Source organism: Saccharomonospora sp. (genome assembly GCF_027317685.1).
Classification (GTDB): domain Bacteria; phylum Actinomycetota; class Actinomycetes; order Mycobacteriales; family Pseudonocardiaceae; genus Saccharomonospora.
In genome coordinates, this window is record NZ_DAHVQP010000025.1 from 12855 (window position 1) to 29092 (window position 16238).

Below are 16238 nucleotides of genomic sequence, written 5' to 3' on the forward strand. Positions count from 1 at the left end.
GGAAGCAGGCGAAAATAGTCGAAAACAGGCGAGAACAGGCGAGAACACTGAAGGTCCCGGCGACCTTGTCGTTTCCGGGACCTTCGGCGTTTTTGCGGCGGCGTTGTCGTCCGCGGCGATTCAGAGCGCGTTGACGCGCTGGGCCATCGCGGACTTCTTGTTCGCGGCCTGATTCTTGTGGATCACGCCCTTGCTCGCGGCCTTGTCGAGCTTGCGGGCGGCTTCGCGCTGCAGTTCCACGGCCTTGGCCTTGTCGCCGGCGTCGGCGGCCTGGCGGAACTTGCGGATCGCGGTCTTCACCGCCGACTTCACCGACTGGTTGCGCTGGCGCCGCTTCTCGTTGGTCTTGATGCGCTTGATCTGGGACTTGATGTTGGCCATGTACGCGTTCCTTCTTCTTATCGGCGGTTACGTCGTTGCCGCGCTCGTACGGCCCCGAACCGTGGCTGGTGCGGGTTTCCTCCCCTGCGGAATGCCGCACGACAACGATTGACCAGCCTAGCAACGCTCGAAGGTCGTGAATGTCGCACCCCCGGCCCGCATCGTGAGACGGTTGAGGTCATGGACGTGCTGAGCAGTCGCATCCTGCTGAATCCGAAAGATCCTGAGGTGACCACGGCCTTCTATCGGGACATCCTCGGGCTGGCGATTTACCGCGAGTTCCCCGGCGGAACCGTGTTCTTCCTCGGCGGTGGCTTTTTGGAGGTCGTGGGCCGGGGCGAGGAAGGGCGCACGCGGGACGTGTCGTTGTGGCTTCAGGTGAGGGACCTGCCCGCGGTCGTCGCGGAGTTGGAGGGGAAGGGCGTCGAATTCGATCGCGAGCCACGGCGGGAGCCGTGGGGTCTCAACGAGGCGTGGCTGTCCGACCCCGATGGCACTCGCATCGTGCTCGTGGAGATCCCGGCCGACCATCCCTTGCGGGTCGACATCCGGGACCACCCGGATAGGTAGAGGGCGGGTAGCCCGCTCAGCTCGGACGCCAAGCCCGCAGTTGCGCCGCTCGGGCGGCGAGTGGGCCGGGTGGTTGCCATGTCCACGTCTGGGTGTCGGTGAATCCCGCGTCCTCGGTCTCGGCCGCGAGAGCGTGGCGGGACACCGACAGCCACTTTTCGTGTGCGGAGAGCACGATCCGCCCGCCGGGGCGCAGCACGCGGTACAGCTCGGCGAAAGCGGCGGCCCGGTCCTCCCACAGGTGTACGTTGTTGACGCTCAGCACGACGTCGGCGGTCTCGGCGTTCAGTCCGGTCCGGGCGGCGGTCGCGTGCCGCAGCAGCACGTTCCCCGACCGGATCGCGTCGGCGCAGCGCTTCCGACACAGGTCGAGCATCTCGCGTGACGGGTCGATGCCGATCACCAGCCGTGCTCTCTCGGCGGCGGCCTCGAGTCCGACACCCGGTCCCGGACCGACGACGAGTACCGTCTCCTCCGGGCCGGGCTTGGCCACCGACACGACGTGTCGTTCGGTGGCGGCGTTACCACGGGCCATCGCTATGCCGCCCAGCCTGCCCAGTGGGCCTCGGGGGCGGCCGAAAGCGCGATCGAGTGCCTGTCCGAGAGAACTCATAGTTCGAGGTCAGCACGAAAGTCGCGACCTTGCATCGGGGATCACCCCGGAATTCCCCTGTGGGGCACCATGGGAACATGGACTTCACCAGCCGCGAGTGATCCGAGGTATCTGAGTGACACAGCCACGCCCGTCAGCCGACACCACGTTCACACCGCCGGAGTTCATCCGTAACTTCTGCATCATCGCCCACATCGACCACGGCAAGTCCACCCTGGCCGACCGGATGCTGCAGCTCACCGGTGTGGTTGAGGAACGGACGATGCGTGACCAGTACCTCGACCGCATGGACCTGGAGCGGGAGCGGGGCATCACCATCAAGGCGCAGAACGTGCGCCTGCCGTGGCGGTACGAGGGCCAGGACCATGTGCTGCACCTGATCGACACGCCGGGGCACGTCGACTTCACCTACGAGGTCTCGCGTGCGCTGGAGGCCTGCGAGGGCGCCATCCTGCTGGTGGATGCGGCGCAGGGCATCGAGGCGCAGACGTTGGCGAACCTCTATCTCGCTCTCGACAAGGACCTGCACATCATCCCGGTCCTCAACAAGATTGACCTTCCCGCCGCCGAGCCCGAGAAGTACGCCGCCGAGCTCGCCAACATCATCGGGTGCGACCCCGGGGACGTGCTGCGGGTCTCGGCGAAGACCGGGGAGGGCGTGCAGGAGCTGCTGGACCAGGTGGTGACGCAGGTGCCGCCTCCGGAGGGTGACCCGGACGCGCCTCCGAGGGCGTTGATCTTCGACTCGGTGTACGACACCTACCGCGGTGTCGTCACCTACATCAGGGTCGTGGACGGCAAGATCACGCCGCGGGAACGCATCAGGATGATGTCCACGAACGCCACGCACGAGCTGTTGGACGTCGGCATCATCTCCCCGGAACCGAAGTCGTGTGCCGGTCTCGGGGTGGGTGAGGTGGGATACCTCATCACCGGGGTGAAGGACGTCCGGCAGTCCAAGGTAGGCGACACCGTGACCCTCGACCGCAAGGGCGCCGAGGAACCTCTCGCGGGTTACCGCGAGCCGGTGCCCATGGTTTTCTCGGGCCTGTATCCGGTGGACGGCTCCGACTACCCCGTTCTGCGTGACGCGCTGGACAAGTTGCGGCTCAACGACGCCGCCCTCAGTTACGAGCCCGAGACGTCCGCGGCGTTGGGTTTCGGTTTCCGGTGCGGGTTCCTCGGGCTGCTGCACTTGGAGATCACCCGGGCCAGGTTGGAGCGCGAGTTCGGCCTCGACCTGATCGCCACGGCTCCGAACGTGGTGTACCAGGTGTTCATGGAGGACGGCACCGAACACATCGTCACCAACCCGACGGACTGGCCCACCGACGGCAAGATCGACGAGGTACGCGAGCCGGTCAGCAAGGTGACCGTGATCGCGCCCTCGGAGTTCATCGGCGCCATCATGGAGCTCTGCCAGGGCAAACGCGGTCAGTTGCTGGGGATGGACTACCTGTCGGAAGACCGGGTGGAGCTGCGGTACAAGCTTCCACTGGCCGAGATCATCTTCGACTTCTTCGATGCGTTGAAGTCGCGCACCCGTGGCTACGCCTCGCTCGACTACGAGGAGGCGGGTGACCAGGCCGCTGATCTGGTCAAGGTGGACATCCTGTTGCAGGGCGAGCCGGTGGACGCGTTCTCCGCGATCGTGCACAAGGACGCCGCCTACGCGTACGGCAACAAGATGGCGAGCAGGCTGCGAGAGCTCATTCCGCGGCAGCAGTTCGAGATCCCCATCCAGGCCGCTATCGGGTCCCGCATCATCGCCCGCGAGACCATCCGAGCCATCCGCAAGGACGTGTTGGCCAAGTGCTACGGCGGTGACATCTCGCGTAAGCGCAAGCTGCTGGAGAAGCAGAAGGAAGGCAAGAAGCGCATGAAGACGGTCGGCCGCGTGGAGGTGCCGCAGGAGGCCTTCGTCGCCGCGCTGTCTTCCGGCGATGGGGACAAGGCGGACAAGAGCGACAAGAGCAAGGGCAAGGGTAAGAAGTAGCCTCCGAGGGAGTCCGTTTCCTCCGCGACTCCCTCCGTGGCGCGCCCAGATCTCGTCCGTGGGCTTGTGTCACCTCCGGCTTCACGGGAACGAGGGTGTGAACCGGTGGGCGCGTCACCTGGCCGGTGAGCTTATTCGTACGCTTGTGCCATGTTCGACAGCTTGCGCGTGCCCGTGATCGCCGCGCCCATGGCCGGTGGCCCCTCCACGCCCGAGCTCGTCGCCGCGGCGGGGCGAGCCGGAGCCTTCGGATACCTCGCGGGCGGATACCTCACCGCCGCGAGTCTGGCCGAACAGATCGCGGTCGTCCGGCGCCTGTCGGACACCGCCTTCGGAGTGAATCTGTTCGTCCCCGGAATACGCTCCATTGTAGACGCCAGTGCGTATGTCGAGCGGATGAGCCGAGAGGCCGAACGGTTCGGTACGGAGCCGGGGGAGCCTCGTTGGGACGACGACGGCTACTCCGCAAAGTTGGACCTGCTCGTAGAGTCACGGGTTCCCGTCGTCTCGTTCACCTTCGGATTGCCCGCCGAGTCGGACATCGAACGGTTGCACGAGGTGGGTACCACCGTGGTGGTCACCGTGACGTCGCCGGACGAGGCGCGTCAGGCCACCGAGGTCGGCGCCGACGCGTTGTGCGTGCAGGGATTCGAGGCGGGTGGTCACCGTGGCCTGTTCACCGACGACCCGGACGATCCCTGCGGAGGCGCGCTGTACGGGCTGTTGGCCGCGCTGCGGCTCGTCTCGGGGGTCACCGACCTGCCGTTGGTGGCCGCAGGGGGCGTTGTGCACGGTGCCGACGTGGCGGCCGTGCTCACGGCGGGTGCTGCGGCGGCGCAACTGGGAACCGCGTTCCTGAGGGCCGACGAGGCCGGGACGAACGCCACCCAGCGGCAGGTACTGGCCGAAGGCGAACGGCCTACCGCGTTTACGCGGGCGTTCAGCGGCCGTCCCGCCCGCGGTCTGGTCAACCGTTTCCTGCAAGAGCACTCCGACCATGCTCCGGCGGCCTATCCCCAGTTGCATCGGCTCACCAAGCCGGTGAGGGCCGCGGCGAGTCAAGCGGGCGATCCGGAGGCCATGTCGCTGTGGGCGGGGCAGACCTATGCTCTCGCCCGCACCGGATCCGCTGCCGAGATCATCGACACGCTGTGGAGTGAGGCTCGGGAAGCCTTGACCCGGGCGGCGAGGCGATTCGGGTAACACGCCGTCGACGAGAGCCATGACTCGCCGCGCACGCTCGCGGACCGGGTGCTTCGACGTGGCGAGCCGGTGCCGAAACCTCGGCTCGCCACGTCGCCCGGTACTTCCCCGAGGGGCGGTCAGGTCGTTATCCCTGATGGGTAAAGACGATCTTGCCCGCGGTGTTTCCGTTCAACATGTCGGAGAAACCCTGTGCCGCCTCGGACAGGGGCAGTTCAGCGCCGATCTGTGGGCGAATCCCCATCAGGTCGACGTAGGAGAGCAGATCGGCCAGCTCGTCACGCGTGCCCATCGTCGAACCCACCACCCGTAGCTGGAGGAAGAACACCCGCTGCAGGTCGGCGCTCGGGTCCGGACCGCTCGTGGAGCCCGAGACCACGACGGTGCCGCCCGGCTTCAGCGACTTCAGCGAGTGGGCCCACGTGGCCTTCCCGACGGTTTCGAACACGGCGTCCACCCGTTCCGGCAGGCGCGCCCCCGATTCGAACGTCGTGTGCGCGCCGAGACGCTCGGCCAGAGCCCGCTTCTCCTCCGTCCTCCCGGTCACCCACACGCGGAAACCGGCGGCACGCCCCAGCTGGACGAGCGCCGTGGACACCCCACCGGACGCGCCCTGCACCAGCATCGTCTGTCCCGGCCGCAGCCCTGACTTGACGAACAACATGCGGTAGGCGGTCAGCCACGCGGTCCCCATCGTGGCGGCTTCCGTGAAGGACAGGCCCGCGGGCTTGGGCAGCACGTTACGTGCGGGAACCACCACACTGCCGGCGAACGTGCCCTGGTACTTCTCGGTGAGCAGGGTCCGCTTCGGGTCCAGCGTGTCGTCACCACGCCACGCGGGGTCGTTGACCACCGAGTGCAGCACCACCTCGGTGCCGTCGTCGAGAACACCTGCTCCGTCACAGCCGAGGATCATGGGGAACTGGTCGGGTTTGATCCCCACCCCCCGCAGGGTCCAGATGTCGTGCATGTTGAGGCTGGCAGCGCGCACCGACACCCGCACCCAGCCTTCGGGTACCTCGGGGTCGGGCCGCTCGCCCACGACGAGCGAGGCCAACGGGTTGTCAGCGTTCGGTTCTTTGGCGTAGACGGCGAACATGGCGTCAACCTACCTGGCGTAGGCTCGTTTGTGTGTTCGACGGAGTGGCCCGCTGGTGGGACGGCTTCGAGCTGTGGCTCGCACAGCAATGGTTCCCGATTCAGTTCGTTCTGGTCGCCGCTGTGCTCTTGCCGTTGTGCGCCGGTATGGCATGGGTGATCCACCGTGGAGTGGAGGTCGTGGCGGACCAGGTCGGCCGGTTGCGCCGCGCCGACGTCGCCGACAACGGTTCCGGCGGTGAACGCCGTGGTGGGAGGCCTGATGCTGTCTCGTAGACGTATCCGCATCGCCCTCCTCGCTCTCATCGTGTTGGCTATCGTGGGCTGGTTCGCACAACGAGCGATGGGGGTTGGCAATCCAGGCCCCCCTAGCGGTAGCCTGCCGAGCGCGGAACTCGGTCACGGCGTCGCGCTGGCGTCCGCCCCGCTGTCGGAAGCCGGCACGGTATGGGGGCGGGTCGGGTGCGACACCCCCACGCCGGTTCCGGATCCGGACGCTTGACCTTCGGTATGAGGGAGGCGTTGTTGCCTCACACAACATCCGATCCTTGCGGGTGGTCCGCAGGACGTCACGGTGGGAACGCAGTGATGACCGTCAAACCCAAGCTCGATTCGAAGACCGTCGCCGACCAGGCACGCGCCCGTGGCGCCTACGCGCACGTGGTGGACACGGCGCAGCATCCCGACAGGGGCAGCACCCTGAACGCCATCGCGGCGGCGCTGTCGCTGCCCGACCACTTCGGTCGCAACCTCGACACGTTGTACGACGGGCTTACCGATCTGTCGTGGCTTCCACCCGGTGAGCACGTGTTGATCTGGCGAGCCTCCGAGGTACTCAAACGCAGCGACCTCAAGTCGTACCTCGCGGTGCACAGCGTGCTCTCCGACGCCCAGCGTGCTCTCACCCCCCGTGCGGGACGCCGGGACGGGCGCCAGTTGACCGTGGTTCTGGCCGATTGATCGCTGCGGGCCATCCTCGCGGGTGAGCCCGCAGCGTTTCGATCGGCTGGTCCGCTAAGTGCGGGGAACCCAGTTCGGCGAACGTTTCTCGGCGAACGCCGCGATCCCCTCCTGCCCTTCTTTCCCGGCGAAGAACTGTGCGGACAGCGCCTGCATCTTTTTGAACACCTCGGGCATGGTGCGTGCCGTCTCGCCCTGGAGCAGTTCCTTCGTTGCCGCGAGCGCGGTCGGTGCTCCAAGGGAGAGCGAGCGGACGTAGCGTTCGACGGTGGAGTCGAGCTTGTCGGCGGGTACCGCGGCGTTGAGCAGGCCGATCTCGGCGGCCCGGCGGGCATCGAACGTCTCGCCCGTGAGGAACAGTTCGTGGGCGGCACGAGCGTCGATTCGGGGCAACACGGTCACCGAGATCACCGCAGGTACGACACCGATGCGGACCTCGGTGAAAGCGAACGTGGCCTCTTCCACCGCGACGGCGATGTCGGTGGCGGCGACCAACCCGACACCACCCGCCCTCGCCGGGCCCGCGAGCTTGGCGATCACCGGTTTCGGGCTCGTCCACAGCTGTTGCAGCAGCGCGGGAAAGTCGTTGACGCCCTGCTGTCCGGCATTCGCACCCTTGGCCTCTTTGAGGTCCATTCCGGCGCAGAAGACCGGGCCGGTGTGATCGAGCACGATGACGCGCACGGTGTCGTCGTCGATGGCGCGTTCCAGATTCGCGGCGAATTGTGCTCGCAGCGCGGCGGACAGCGCGTTGCGGTTGTGCGGGGAGTCCAGGGTGATCGTGGCGACCCCTGTCGCGGTGGTGTAGTGCACCAGTTTGTCAGCCATGTCCATACCTTGGCACACAGCCCCCTCCCGACACCGTGTCCGCAAGCTGTGTAGCCGTGTCCGCGGGTTGTGTCGTCGTGTCCGCAGGCTGTGTAGCCGTGTCCGCGGACTGCGCTGTCGGTTGCGCTGCACGGTCAGTGCCGTTCCCGCACACTGGAAAGCCATGCGGACACCTCGAACCCCACTCGTCGCCGTCCTCGACGAGGGGAGCCGCTCACCGTGAACAACGTGGTCACTCAGTTGTGGCCGCTCTGGCTCGCTGTCGTGGTGTTCCTCACCGCCGGAGCCATCACCGTGGTGTGCAGCATCCGGCTCGTCAGCCTCGGCGACACGCTGGCCGACCGCACCGGCTGGGGCGAGGCGTTCTTCGGCGCTGTGTTCTTCGGACTGGTGACGTCGTTGTCCGGTATCGCGATGACGGCCGTCACCGCCGCGGCGGACTCGCCCCAGCTGGCCTACAGCAACGCCGTCGGCGGGATAGCGGTGCAGACACTGGCGATCGTGGCCGCCGACGCCGCCTATCGCAGGGTCAACTTGGAATACGCCGCGGCCTCGGAACAGAACCTGCTGTTCGGCTGCCTGCTGATCGTGTTGCTCAGTACGGCGTTGTTGGGTTCGTTCAGCCCCGAGGTGACCGTGTTCGGCGTACATCCCGTGTCACGGATCATGGTGGCGCTCTACCTCGGCGGGCTGAAGCTGATCCACGACCGCGAAGGACCGATGTGGACGGCGGTGATCACCCGAGAGACACGGCTGGACCGTCCCGAGGAATTCGACCCGTTCGGCGCACGGTCGTCGAAGTTGCTCGCGGCGGAGTTCGCGGCTCTCGCGATCGTCGTTGTGATCGGTGGTTGGGGAGTGGCTCGGGCGGCGGAAAGCGTCGTGGAGGTGACAGCGCTCAGCGAGGGGTTCGTGGGCGCGGTTCTCATGGGAGGGATCAACGCTTTACCCGAGACGGTGACAGCGATCACCGCGGTGCGGCGGGGAGCGCTGACATTGGCGGTGGCCGCGGTGATCGGCGGAAACAGCCTCGACGCACTGAACCTCGTCGTGGGTGACGTCGCGTTCCGTGGAGGGTCCCTGTTCCACGGGGCCGGAGAGGATCAGTTGTTCCTCACCACGGCCGCGTTGTTGATGACCGCCGTGCTCCTGGGCGGACTGCTGTTGCGGCAACGTCTCGGCTGGTTGCGCCTGGGGTTCGACGGTGTTCTGCTCGCGGCGATCTACGGCGGTGTGGTGATCACACTTCTGTATTGACCCCGCAGACTGCGGACACAGCTACACAGACTGCGGACACAGCTACACAGGCTGCGGACACGGGTCAGGCCGAGCGGAGGCTCGGCAGTGTCGCGAGAGCGTCGGCGTAGCGGCGGAGCACCACCTCGGCGAGCACCGGTTCCGCGCCGAGGGGCGCGGCGACACTCGTGCCGGGCGCTGCCGCGTGCGCCGCGTCGCGGACGCGGTCCGGCAACAGTCCCGGAGCCAGGAACCAGGACGCCACGACGAACCGTTGCCCACCGCGAGCCCGTAGCGCCGCCAGCGCGGCGGGGACGTCGGGTTGCGCGACACTCGCGAACGCCGGAGCGGCCAGAAACCCGTGGCGGGCCTGCCAGTCCTCGGCGATCCGCTCCACGGCAGCGTTCGCGTGCGTGTGGGAGGACCCCACGGCCGCGAGCACCACACCGAGTCGCGGATCGTCCAGGTCCTCGCCGGTCTCCCGGACTCGCCGCAGAGCGAGCTCGCACAGCGCCGGATCGGTGCCGAGAACGTGCGACACCGTGACTCGCAGCTGTGGCAGCCGAGCGGTGACCCGGTCCACGATGCCTGGCAGGTCCACGCGGGCGTGGTAGGCGTCGCCGAGCAGCAGCGGCACCACAACGACGTGCCGGTGCCCTTCGCCGTGCAGGTCGGCGAGCACGTCCGCAATGGGAGGGTCGGACAGGTCGAGGAACGCCGTCCGCACGTCCACGTGCGGTGTGCCCGCCCGCACCAGGTCCACGAGCGCGCGCACCGTAGCGGCGGACCTCGGGTCCCGGCTGCCGTGCGCTACGGCTACGAGTGCGGGCAGGCCGGACGGGCCGAACGGGGATTGCGTGGCCACGTCGCGCACCGTCACACGTCGAGTGCGGCGAACCGTTCGCCGACGAGCCCTGCGGCCAGGGTGTCGCCGCTGGAAGGGTCGATCACCAGGAACGCGCCCGTGCGTGGGCTGTCACCGTAGTCGTCCACGGGGATGGCCTCGGACAAACGCAGCCGCACCGAGGCGATGGCGTTGAGTTCCAGCTGCTCAGGGCTTTCGACAATGGACAGAGTCTGCTCGTCGAATCGGGACCCGAGTTCTTCCACCAGTGCCTGAACGGTGCGGGTGCCGTGCTTGACGAGCACTCTCGTTCCCGGCTTGAGGGATGTGGTCGACAGCCAGCACAACGTGGCGTCGAACTCGTCGGTCACGGTCGGCGCGGCCGTGCCGGATGCCGCGAGCAGGTCGCCCCGGGCGATGTCGAGTTCGTCCGACAGCAGGATCGTCACGGACGTCCCCGCGCTGGCCTCGGCCAGGGGACCGGCGGGCGTGTCGATACGTTCGACGGTGCTACGCAGGCCCTGGGGCAGTACGACGACCTCGTCTCCCGGACGTACGGTGCCCGCGGCGATCTGCCCGGCGTACCCGCGGTAGTCGGGGTGCTCGGGGGTGCGTGGCCGGATCACGTACTGCACCGGGAAGCGGAACGTCGCCTCGTGCGGATCGGGTTCCACGGGCACGGTCTCCAGGTGTTCGAGCAGCGTCGGGCCCTGGTACCAGGGTGTGCTCTCCGACCGGGTGGCCACGTTGTCGCCGTGCAACGCCGACACGGGAATGGCCAACACCGCCCCCTCGGTATAGCCCAGCGACGTGGCGTGCGTGGTGAACTCCTTGGCGATGACGGTGAACGTCGCCTCGTCGTAATCGATGAGGTCCACCTTGTTCACCGCGAGGACCAGGCGCGGCACACCGAGCAAAGCGAGTACGGCTGCGTGGCGTTTGGTCTGTTCCACCACGCCTTTGCGCGCGTCCACCAGGAGCACGGCGAGTTGTGCCGTGGACGCGCCCGTGACCGTGTTGCGCGTGTACTGCACGTGCCCCGGCGTGTCCGCGAGCACGAAGCTGCGATTGGGTGTGGCGAAGTAGCGGTACGCCACGTCGATCGTGATGCCCTGTTCCCGTTCCGACCGCAGCCCGTCCACGAGCAGGGACAGGTCCGGTGTGGACAAGCCCTTGTCGACACTTGCGCGTTGCACGGCGTCGAGTTGGTCGGCGAGCACGGACTTCGTGTCGTAGAGCAACCGTCCGACGAGGGTGGATTTCCCATCGTCCACGCTTCCGGCGGTGGCCAGCCTCAGCAGGCTCGACATCTAGAAGTATCCCTCCCGCTTGCGGTCCTCCATGGCGGCTTCGGAGAGTCGATCGTCCGCCCTGGTGGCGCCGCGCTCGGTGAGCCGGCTGGCCTGGACCTCGGCGATGACCTCCTCCACGGTGGTGGCGTTCGACTCGACGGCGCCGGTGCACGAGCCGTCGCCGACGGTGCGGTAACGCACCATCAGCTCCCGGATCTCCTCACCGTCGCGTGGCCCACCCCACGGGCCCTCGGTGAGCCACATGCCGTCGCGGCGGAACACCTTGCGCTTGTGTGCGTAATAGATCGACGGCAGCTCGACGTTCTCCCGCGCGATGTAGTTCCACACGTCGGCCTCGGTCCAGTTCGACAACGGGAACACGCGAACGTGTTCGCCGGGACGGTGCCTGCCGTTGTACAGGTTCCACAGTTCCGGCCGTTGGCGGCGCGGATCCCACTGCCCGAAAGCGTTACGGAGACTGAAGATGCGCTCCTTGGCGCGGGAACGCTCCTCGTCACGCCTGGCGCCGCCGAAAACGGCATCGAAGCGGTGCTCGGCGATGGTGTCGAGCAACGGCTGGGTCTGCAGCGGGTTCCGGGTGCCGTCGGGGCGTTCCTGCAGACGCCCGTCGTCGATCCAGTCCTGCACCTTCGCGACGATCAGTCGCAGGCCGTACTCGGAGACGACGTGGTCGCGGAACTGAAGGACCTCGTCGAAGTTGTGTCCGGTGTCCACGTGCAGCAGTGGGAACGGCACGGGCGCGGGCCAGAACGCTTTGATGGCGAGGTGTAGCAGCAGTGTGGAGTCCTTGCCCCCGGAGAACAGGATCACCGGGCGGTCGAACTCACCGGCGACTTCGCGGAAGATGTGCACCGCCTCCGATTCGAGGGCGGCGAGGTGGTCCCGCGCCGCCTCGGTCGCGGTCTGCGCAGTGGTCATGGATCCCTTTCTCTTAACGCTCTTCAGCAGGCTCCTCGTCAGGCGTGCAGGCCGCACTCGGTCTTCGACGTGCCGGCCCAACGACCACTGCGAGGGTCGGCACCCGGCGCCACCTTGGCGGTGCACGGGGCGCAGCCGATGGACGGATAACCCTCGCCGACCAGCGGGTTCTGGAGGATTCCGTGGCGGTCGATGTAGTCGTCGAACTCTTCGTCGGTCCACGCGGCGATGGGGTTGACCTTGACGAGCCCGTTGCGTTCGTCCCACATGACGATGGGAGTGTCGGCCCTAGTGGGAGCGTCCACCCGGCGCACCCCGGTGACCCAGCACGAGTAGTTCGCGAGTGTGGCGCGCAGCGGGACGACCTTGCGCAGGTGGCAGCACTGGTTGGGGTCGCGTTCGTACAGCCTCGGTCCGTATTCGGCGTCCTGTTCGGCCACGGTCTGGCCGGGACGGGCGTTGATGATCCGGACCTGTGGGTAGACCGTGCTGACGGCGTCGCGGGTGCCGATGGTCTCGGCGAAGTGGTACCCGGTGTCGAGGAACAGGACGTCGATATCGGCCTTCACCTTGGTGGCGAGGTCGATGAGTACGGCGTCCTGCATGTTGGAGGCGACGATGAGGTCGTCGCCGAACCGTTCCACCGCCCACCGCAGTGCTTGCTCGGCGCTTGCGTCCGACAATTGTTCGGACGCCTCGGCCGCCAGGGCCTTGAGCTCGTCCCGCGAAGCCGCGGTCATCGACTTACCTCCGGTATCCGCAAACCGACGAATTCCACCGTGAAGACCCGCCTACAGGCGTCGCACAGCCACGCCGCGCCGTCCTCCGGTCGAAGATCCTCCTCGCCACAGTACGGACAGTGGAACGGGGTGGCACGAGCCGGCGTGGAGCTGGTCATGTCAGATCCGCTTCCTCGGCACGAGCAGCCCATTGGGCGAATCGTCCGCCCTGTCGGCGCTGGGCGATGTAGTTGCGCACAACACGCTCCACATAGTCTGTCAACTCGGCGGCGGTGACCTTGTGTCTCCGCAGTTTACGGCCGAATCCCGCGTCGAGTCCGAGACCGCCGCCGAGATGCACCTGGAAGCCCTCGACCTGCCTACCTTCGGCGTCGGTGACGATCTGTCCCTTAAGTCCGATGTCCGCGGTCTGGATGCGCGCACACGAGTTGGGGCAGCCGTTGAGATGTACGCTGACCGGGTGGTCGATACCGGCCTGGAGGTCGGCCAGCCGCTGCTCCAGTTCCGCGACGAGCCGCTCGGCACGGGCCTTGGTCTCGACGATGGCGAGCTTGCAGAACTCGATTCCCGTGCAGGCCATGACGCCTCGGCGCCAGGGTGAGGGGGCGGTGTCCAGACCCGCTTCGGCGAGCTCGGCCCGCAATCCTTCGACCTCGGACTCCGGCACGTCGAGCACGATCAACTTCTGCTGCGGTGTCAGCCGCACGCGGGTGGAACCGGCGCGCTCGGCGGCCTTGGCGGCCGCGATGAGCACCGACCCGGAGGCGCGGCCTGCCACCGGGGCCGCTCCGACGTAGTAACGGCCGTCCCGCTGGCGGTGCACACCCACATGGTCGACGGGGTGTTTGGGCGCGTCCGGGGCAGGCCCGTCGAGCAGCGCCCTGCCGAGGTACTCGGTCTCCAACACCTCCCGAAATCTCTCCGGGCCCCAGTCCTTGACGAGGAACTTCAGTCGAGCGCGAGACCGGAGCCTGCGGTAGCCGTAGTCGCGGAACACACCGACGACTCCCGCCCACACATCGGGCACCTCCTCCAACGGCACCCATGCGCCGAGTCGCACGGCGAGCATGGGGTTCGTCGACAGGCCACCACCCACCCATAGGTCGAACCCGGGGCCGTGCTCGGGATGTTCGACCCCGACGAACGCGACGTCGTGGATCTCGTGGGCCACATCCTGCAGACCGGAGACGGCGGTCTTGAACTTGCGGGGCAGGTTGGCGAATTCGGGTGCGCCGATGTAGCGGCGCCGGATCTCCTCGATGGCCGGTGTGCCGTCGATCACCTCGTCGGCGGCGATACCGGCGACCGGGGAACCGAGGATGACTCGGGGACTGTCGCCGCACGCCTCGGTGGTGGTCAGGCCGACGGCTTCGAGTTTCGCCCAGATCGTGGGGACGTCCTCGATGCGGATCCAGTGGTATTGGACGTTCTGCCGATCGGTGATGTCGGCCGTGTCCCTGGCATAGGTCTGGGACAACTCGCCGACGAGAGCGAGCTGTTCGGTGGTCAGCGCGCCACCGTCGATGCGGACCCGCATCATGAAGTAACGGTCTTCGAGTTCCTCGGGCGCCAGTGTCGCGGTCCTGCCCCCGTCGATGCCGGGCTTGCGTTGGGTGTAGAGCCCGTACCAGCGGAAACGGCCGCGTAGATCGCCCGGGTCGATCGAGTCGAAGCCTTGGTGCGCGTAGGTGTTCTCGATCCGCGCTCTGACATTCAGTGGCGGATCATCCTTCTTGGACCTTTCGTTCGCGTTGAGTGGTTCTCGATATCCGAGGGCCCATTGGCCCTCCCCACGCGGTCGACGGGTTCGGGTGGCTCTGCCTGGGTTGGGGGCCATGATGCGGCGTCCTTTCCGTCCTTTTCGAAGCGAGATGGGCTGGGACGAGACGTCATCGCGGACACGCGAGGACGGGCGACTGGAAAGTGGTTCCGGCGCGCAGCGGCGCCGACGAGGGGCCGAGAACCCCCGGTCGGAGCAGGCTCAGCGCGGGCAGAGACTGCTGGAAACGCGCAGATAGTCGATGTGGCGTCGCATCACGAGGGGCACGCCTGCTGAAGTCACGCGGTGACTTTCGCACGCGGCACCGGGGTCGTCGAGCATGGTTCGAATGCTGGGAACGGCCCCTTCGTCCGCGGTTTTCCGTCGCTAAGATCCGGCGTCCGTATTCGTGCCCCACGCTTTTTTGGGGCCGTCGTACGTCGCGCTCACCGGCGGGAGAAGTGCGTACGGTGAGGTGTCGGCTCGGCTGTGTGCGGACTCTCCGGCCTCTGCGATCGCCTGGATGCCGCGGAACTCGGGCGAGGGGGACGGCCCGGGGCCGAGGTGCCACACTGGAGGGGTGAGCGTCACGACCAGTCCGTTCGTACTTCCCCCGGCCGCGCTGAGCGAACTGGGGGCTCGGCCGTTCGGGGTGTACGTGCACGTTCCGTTCTGCGCCACCCGCTGCGGCTACTGCGACTTCAACACCTACACGGCCGGGGAACTGGGTACGGCCGTGTCACCGGCTTCGTGGCTCGACGGCCTGCGGCGTGAGCTCGACTTGGCCGCCACGACACTCGGTGCCCCGCCACCCGCCGACACGGTGTTCGTCGGGGGAGGGACGCCGTCGCTGCTCGGCGCGGACGGTTTGGCCCGGGTACTCGACGCCGTGCGTGACGCGTTCGGGCTCGCCGCGGACGTCGAGGTGACCACCGAGTCGAACCCGGAGTCCACCTCCCCGGAGTTCTTCTCAGGGCTGCGTGAGGCCGGATACACCCGTGTGTCGCTGGGCATGCAGTCGACGGCGCCGCATGTGCTGCGGGTACTCGACCGCGTACACACTCCGGGCCGTCCCACCCAGGCCGCCGCCGAGGCCCGCGAGGCGGGGTTCGAACACGTCAATCTCGACCTCATCTACGGAACACCGGGCGAGCGGACCGCCGACCTGCGTGCGTCGGTGGAGGCCGTGCTCGAAGCGGGGGTCGACCACGTATCGGCGTACGCGCTCATCGTGGAGGAGGGCACGGCTCTGGCTCGCCGGGTGCGCAAGGGCGAGATCCCGGCTCCCGACGACGACGTGCTCGCCGCCGACTACGAGCTGATCGACTCGATGCTCACGGACGCGGGGCTGCGGTGGTACGAGGTGTCCAACTGGGCGGCGTCGCCGAGCGCGCGGTGCAGACACAACCTCGGCTACTGGCTCGGCGGCGACTGGTGGGGTGCCGGTCCGGGCGCGCACAGCCACGTCGGTGGGGTGCGGTGGTGGAACGTCAAACACCCCGCCCGTTACGCGTCGGTGCTTGCGGACGGGAAGCTCCCGGTCGCGGGGCACGAGGAACTCACCGACGCCGACCGGCACCTGGAGCGGGTGATGCTCGAACTGCGTCTGGCCGACGGTTTGCCGCTCGACGCCCTCGACGACGCCGGTGTCCGGGAGGCGAAGCAGGCGGTGGACGACGGCCTGCTCGACCGGGGTGCCGCAGCCGAGGGACGTGCGGTGCTCACCGATCGCGGCCGGTTGCTCGCCGACGCGGTGGTCCGCCGTCTCGTCACTTAGGA

Annotated in this window: 17 protein-coding genes; 7 read left to right on the plus strand and 10 right to left on the minus strand. The window is 67.5% G+C overall.

The genetic code is table 11. The features are described 5' to 3' along the window. Positions 1–120: 120 nt before the first annotated feature. Positions 121–381 carry a 30S ribosomal protein S20 gene (gene rpsT / locus M7H19_RS02310; protein WP_298176498.1) on the minus strand — a complete coding sequence of 87 codons (261 nt, stop codon included), beginning with the start codon at positions 379–381 and terminating at the stop codon, positions 121–123. A 180-nt stretch (positions 382–561) separates the two neighbouring features. Here rpsT and M7H19_RS02315 point away from each other — a divergent pair, with 180 nt between their 5' ends. Continuing rightward, positions 562–951, plus strand: coding sequence for a VOC family protein (locus M7H19_RS02315; protein WP_298176500.1), 390 nt, complete (start codon positions 562–564; stop codon positions 949–951). A 16-nt stretch (positions 952–967) separates the two neighbouring features. Here M7H19_RS02315 and M7H19_RS02320 read toward each other — a convergent pair whose 3' ends face one another. Further along, positions 968–1564 carry a class I SAM-dependent methyltransferase gene (locus M7H19_RS02320; RefSeq protein WP_298176503.1) on the minus strand — a complete coding sequence of 199 codons (597 nt, stop codon included), beginning with the start codon at positions 1562–1564 and terminating at the stop codon, positions 968–970. Between the two features lie 115 nt (positions 1565–1679). Here M7H19_RS02320 and lepA point away from each other — a divergent pair, with 115 nt between their 5' ends. Together lepA and M7H19_RS02330 are read left to right on the plus strand one after the other, a co-directional pair. Further along, positions 1680–3560, plus strand: a complete 1881-nt coding sequence (lepA, locus tag M7H19_RS02325) for a translation elongation factor 4 (protein ID WP_298176507.1) — start codon at positions 1680–1682, stop codon at positions 3558–3560. 150 nt (positions 3561–3710) lie between these two features. Next, on the plus strand, positions 3711–4763 hold the full coding sequence (locus M7H19_RS02330) for a nitronate monooxygenase (protein ID WP_298176509.1): 1053 nt from the start codon (positions 3711–3713) through the stop codon (positions 4761–4763). Positions 4764–4890: 127 nt separating this feature from the next. On the opposite strand, the gene M7H19_RS02335 is transcribed toward M7H19_RS02330, so the two are convergent. Further along, a complete protein-coding gene (locus M7H19_RS02335; RefSeq protein WP_298176512.1) occupies positions 4891–5862 on the minus strand; it encodes a zinc-binding dehydrogenase in 972 nt (323 codons plus the stop codon). A gap of 32 nt (positions 5863–5894) precedes the next feature. Here M7H19_RS02335 and M7H19_RS02340 point away from each other — a divergent pair, with 32 nt between their 5' ends. Further along, complete coding sequence (locus M7H19_RS02340; protein ID WP_298176514.1) at positions 5895–6137, plus strand: hypothetical protein; 243 nt, start codon at positions 5895–5897, stop codon at positions 6135–6137. 312 nt (positions 6138–6449) lie between these two features. After that, positions 6450–6821: a barstar family protein gene (locus tag M7H19_RS02345; RefSeq protein ID WP_298176518.1), complete on the plus strand. Its 372-nt coding sequence runs from the start codon at positions 6450–6452 to the stop codon at positions 6819–6821. A 54-nt stretch (positions 6822–6875) separates the two neighbouring features. On the opposite strand, the gene M7H19_RS02350 is transcribed toward M7H19_RS02345, so the two are convergent. Then, positions 6876–7649: an enoyl-CoA hydratase-related protein gene (locus M7H19_RS02350; protein ID WP_298176521.1), complete on the minus strand. Its 774-nt coding sequence runs from the start codon at positions 7647–7649 to the stop codon at positions 6876–6878. Positions 7650–7877: 228 nt separating this feature from the next. Between M7H19_RS02350 and M7H19_RS02355 the strand changes: the two genes are divergently transcribed. Then, entirely contained in the window at positions 7878–8906 is a 1029-nt protein-coding gene (locus M7H19_RS02355; RefSeq protein WP_298176524.1) for a cation transporter, read from the plus strand. A gap of 64 nt (positions 8907–8970) precedes the next feature. On the opposite strand, the gene M7H19_RS02360 is transcribed toward M7H19_RS02355, so the two are convergent. The 6 genes from M7H19_RS02360 to M7H19_RS02385 are packed head-to-tail and all read right to left on the minus strand — an operon-like array spanning position 8971 to position 14537. Next, on the minus strand, positions 8971–9750 hold the full coding sequence (locus M7H19_RS02360; protein WP_298176527.1) for a sirohydrochlorin chelatase: 780 nt from the start codon (positions 9748–9750) through the stop codon (positions 8971–8973). An 11-nt stretch (positions 9751–9761) separates the two neighbouring features. Further along, the gene (locus tag M7H19_RS02365) at positions 9762–11039 is read right to left on the minus strand and encodes a GTP-binding protein (RefSeq protein ID WP_298176530.1); all 1278 of its coding nucleotides are present in this window, start codon (positions 11037–11039) and stop codon (positions 9762–9764) included. Beyond that, entirely contained in the window at positions 11040–11960 is a 921-nt protein-coding gene (gene cysD / locus M7H19_RS02370; RefSeq protein ID WP_298176532.1) for a sulfate adenylyltransferase subunit CysD, read from the minus strand. It abuts the gene before it with no gap. Positions 11961–11998: 38 nt separating this feature from the next. Further along, positions 11999–12700 carry a phosphoadenylyl-sulfate reductase gene (locus tag M7H19_RS02375; protein WP_298176534.1) on the minus strand — a complete coding sequence of 234 codons (702 nt, stop codon included), beginning with the start codon at positions 12698–12700 and terminating at the stop codon, positions 11999–12001. Further along, positions 12697–12858, minus strand: a complete 162-nt coding sequence (locus M7H19_RS02380) for an Insertion element protein (RefSeq protein ID WP_298176537.1) — start codon at positions 12856–12858, stop codon at positions 12697–12699. Before M7H19_RS02380 ends, M7H19_RS02375 begins: the two co-directional genes overlap by 4 nt. Beyond that, positions 12855–14537 (minus strand): nitrite/sulfite reductase, encoded by a 1683-nt coding sequence (locus M7H19_RS02385; RefSeq protein ID WP_298176539.1) that lies wholly within the window; start codon positions 14535–14537, stop codon positions 12855–12857. Before M7H19_RS02385 ends, M7H19_RS02380 begins: the two co-directional genes overlap by 4 nt. Before the next feature lie 502 nt (positions 14538–15039). Between M7H19_RS02385 and hemW the strand changes: the two genes are divergently transcribed. Then, complete coding sequence (hemW, locus tag M7H19_RS02390) at positions 15040–16236, plus strand: radical SAM family heme chaperone HemW (RefSeq protein WP_298176541.1); 1197 nt, start codon at positions 15040–15042, stop codon at positions 16234–16236. Positions 16237–16238: the final 2 nt, after the last annotated feature.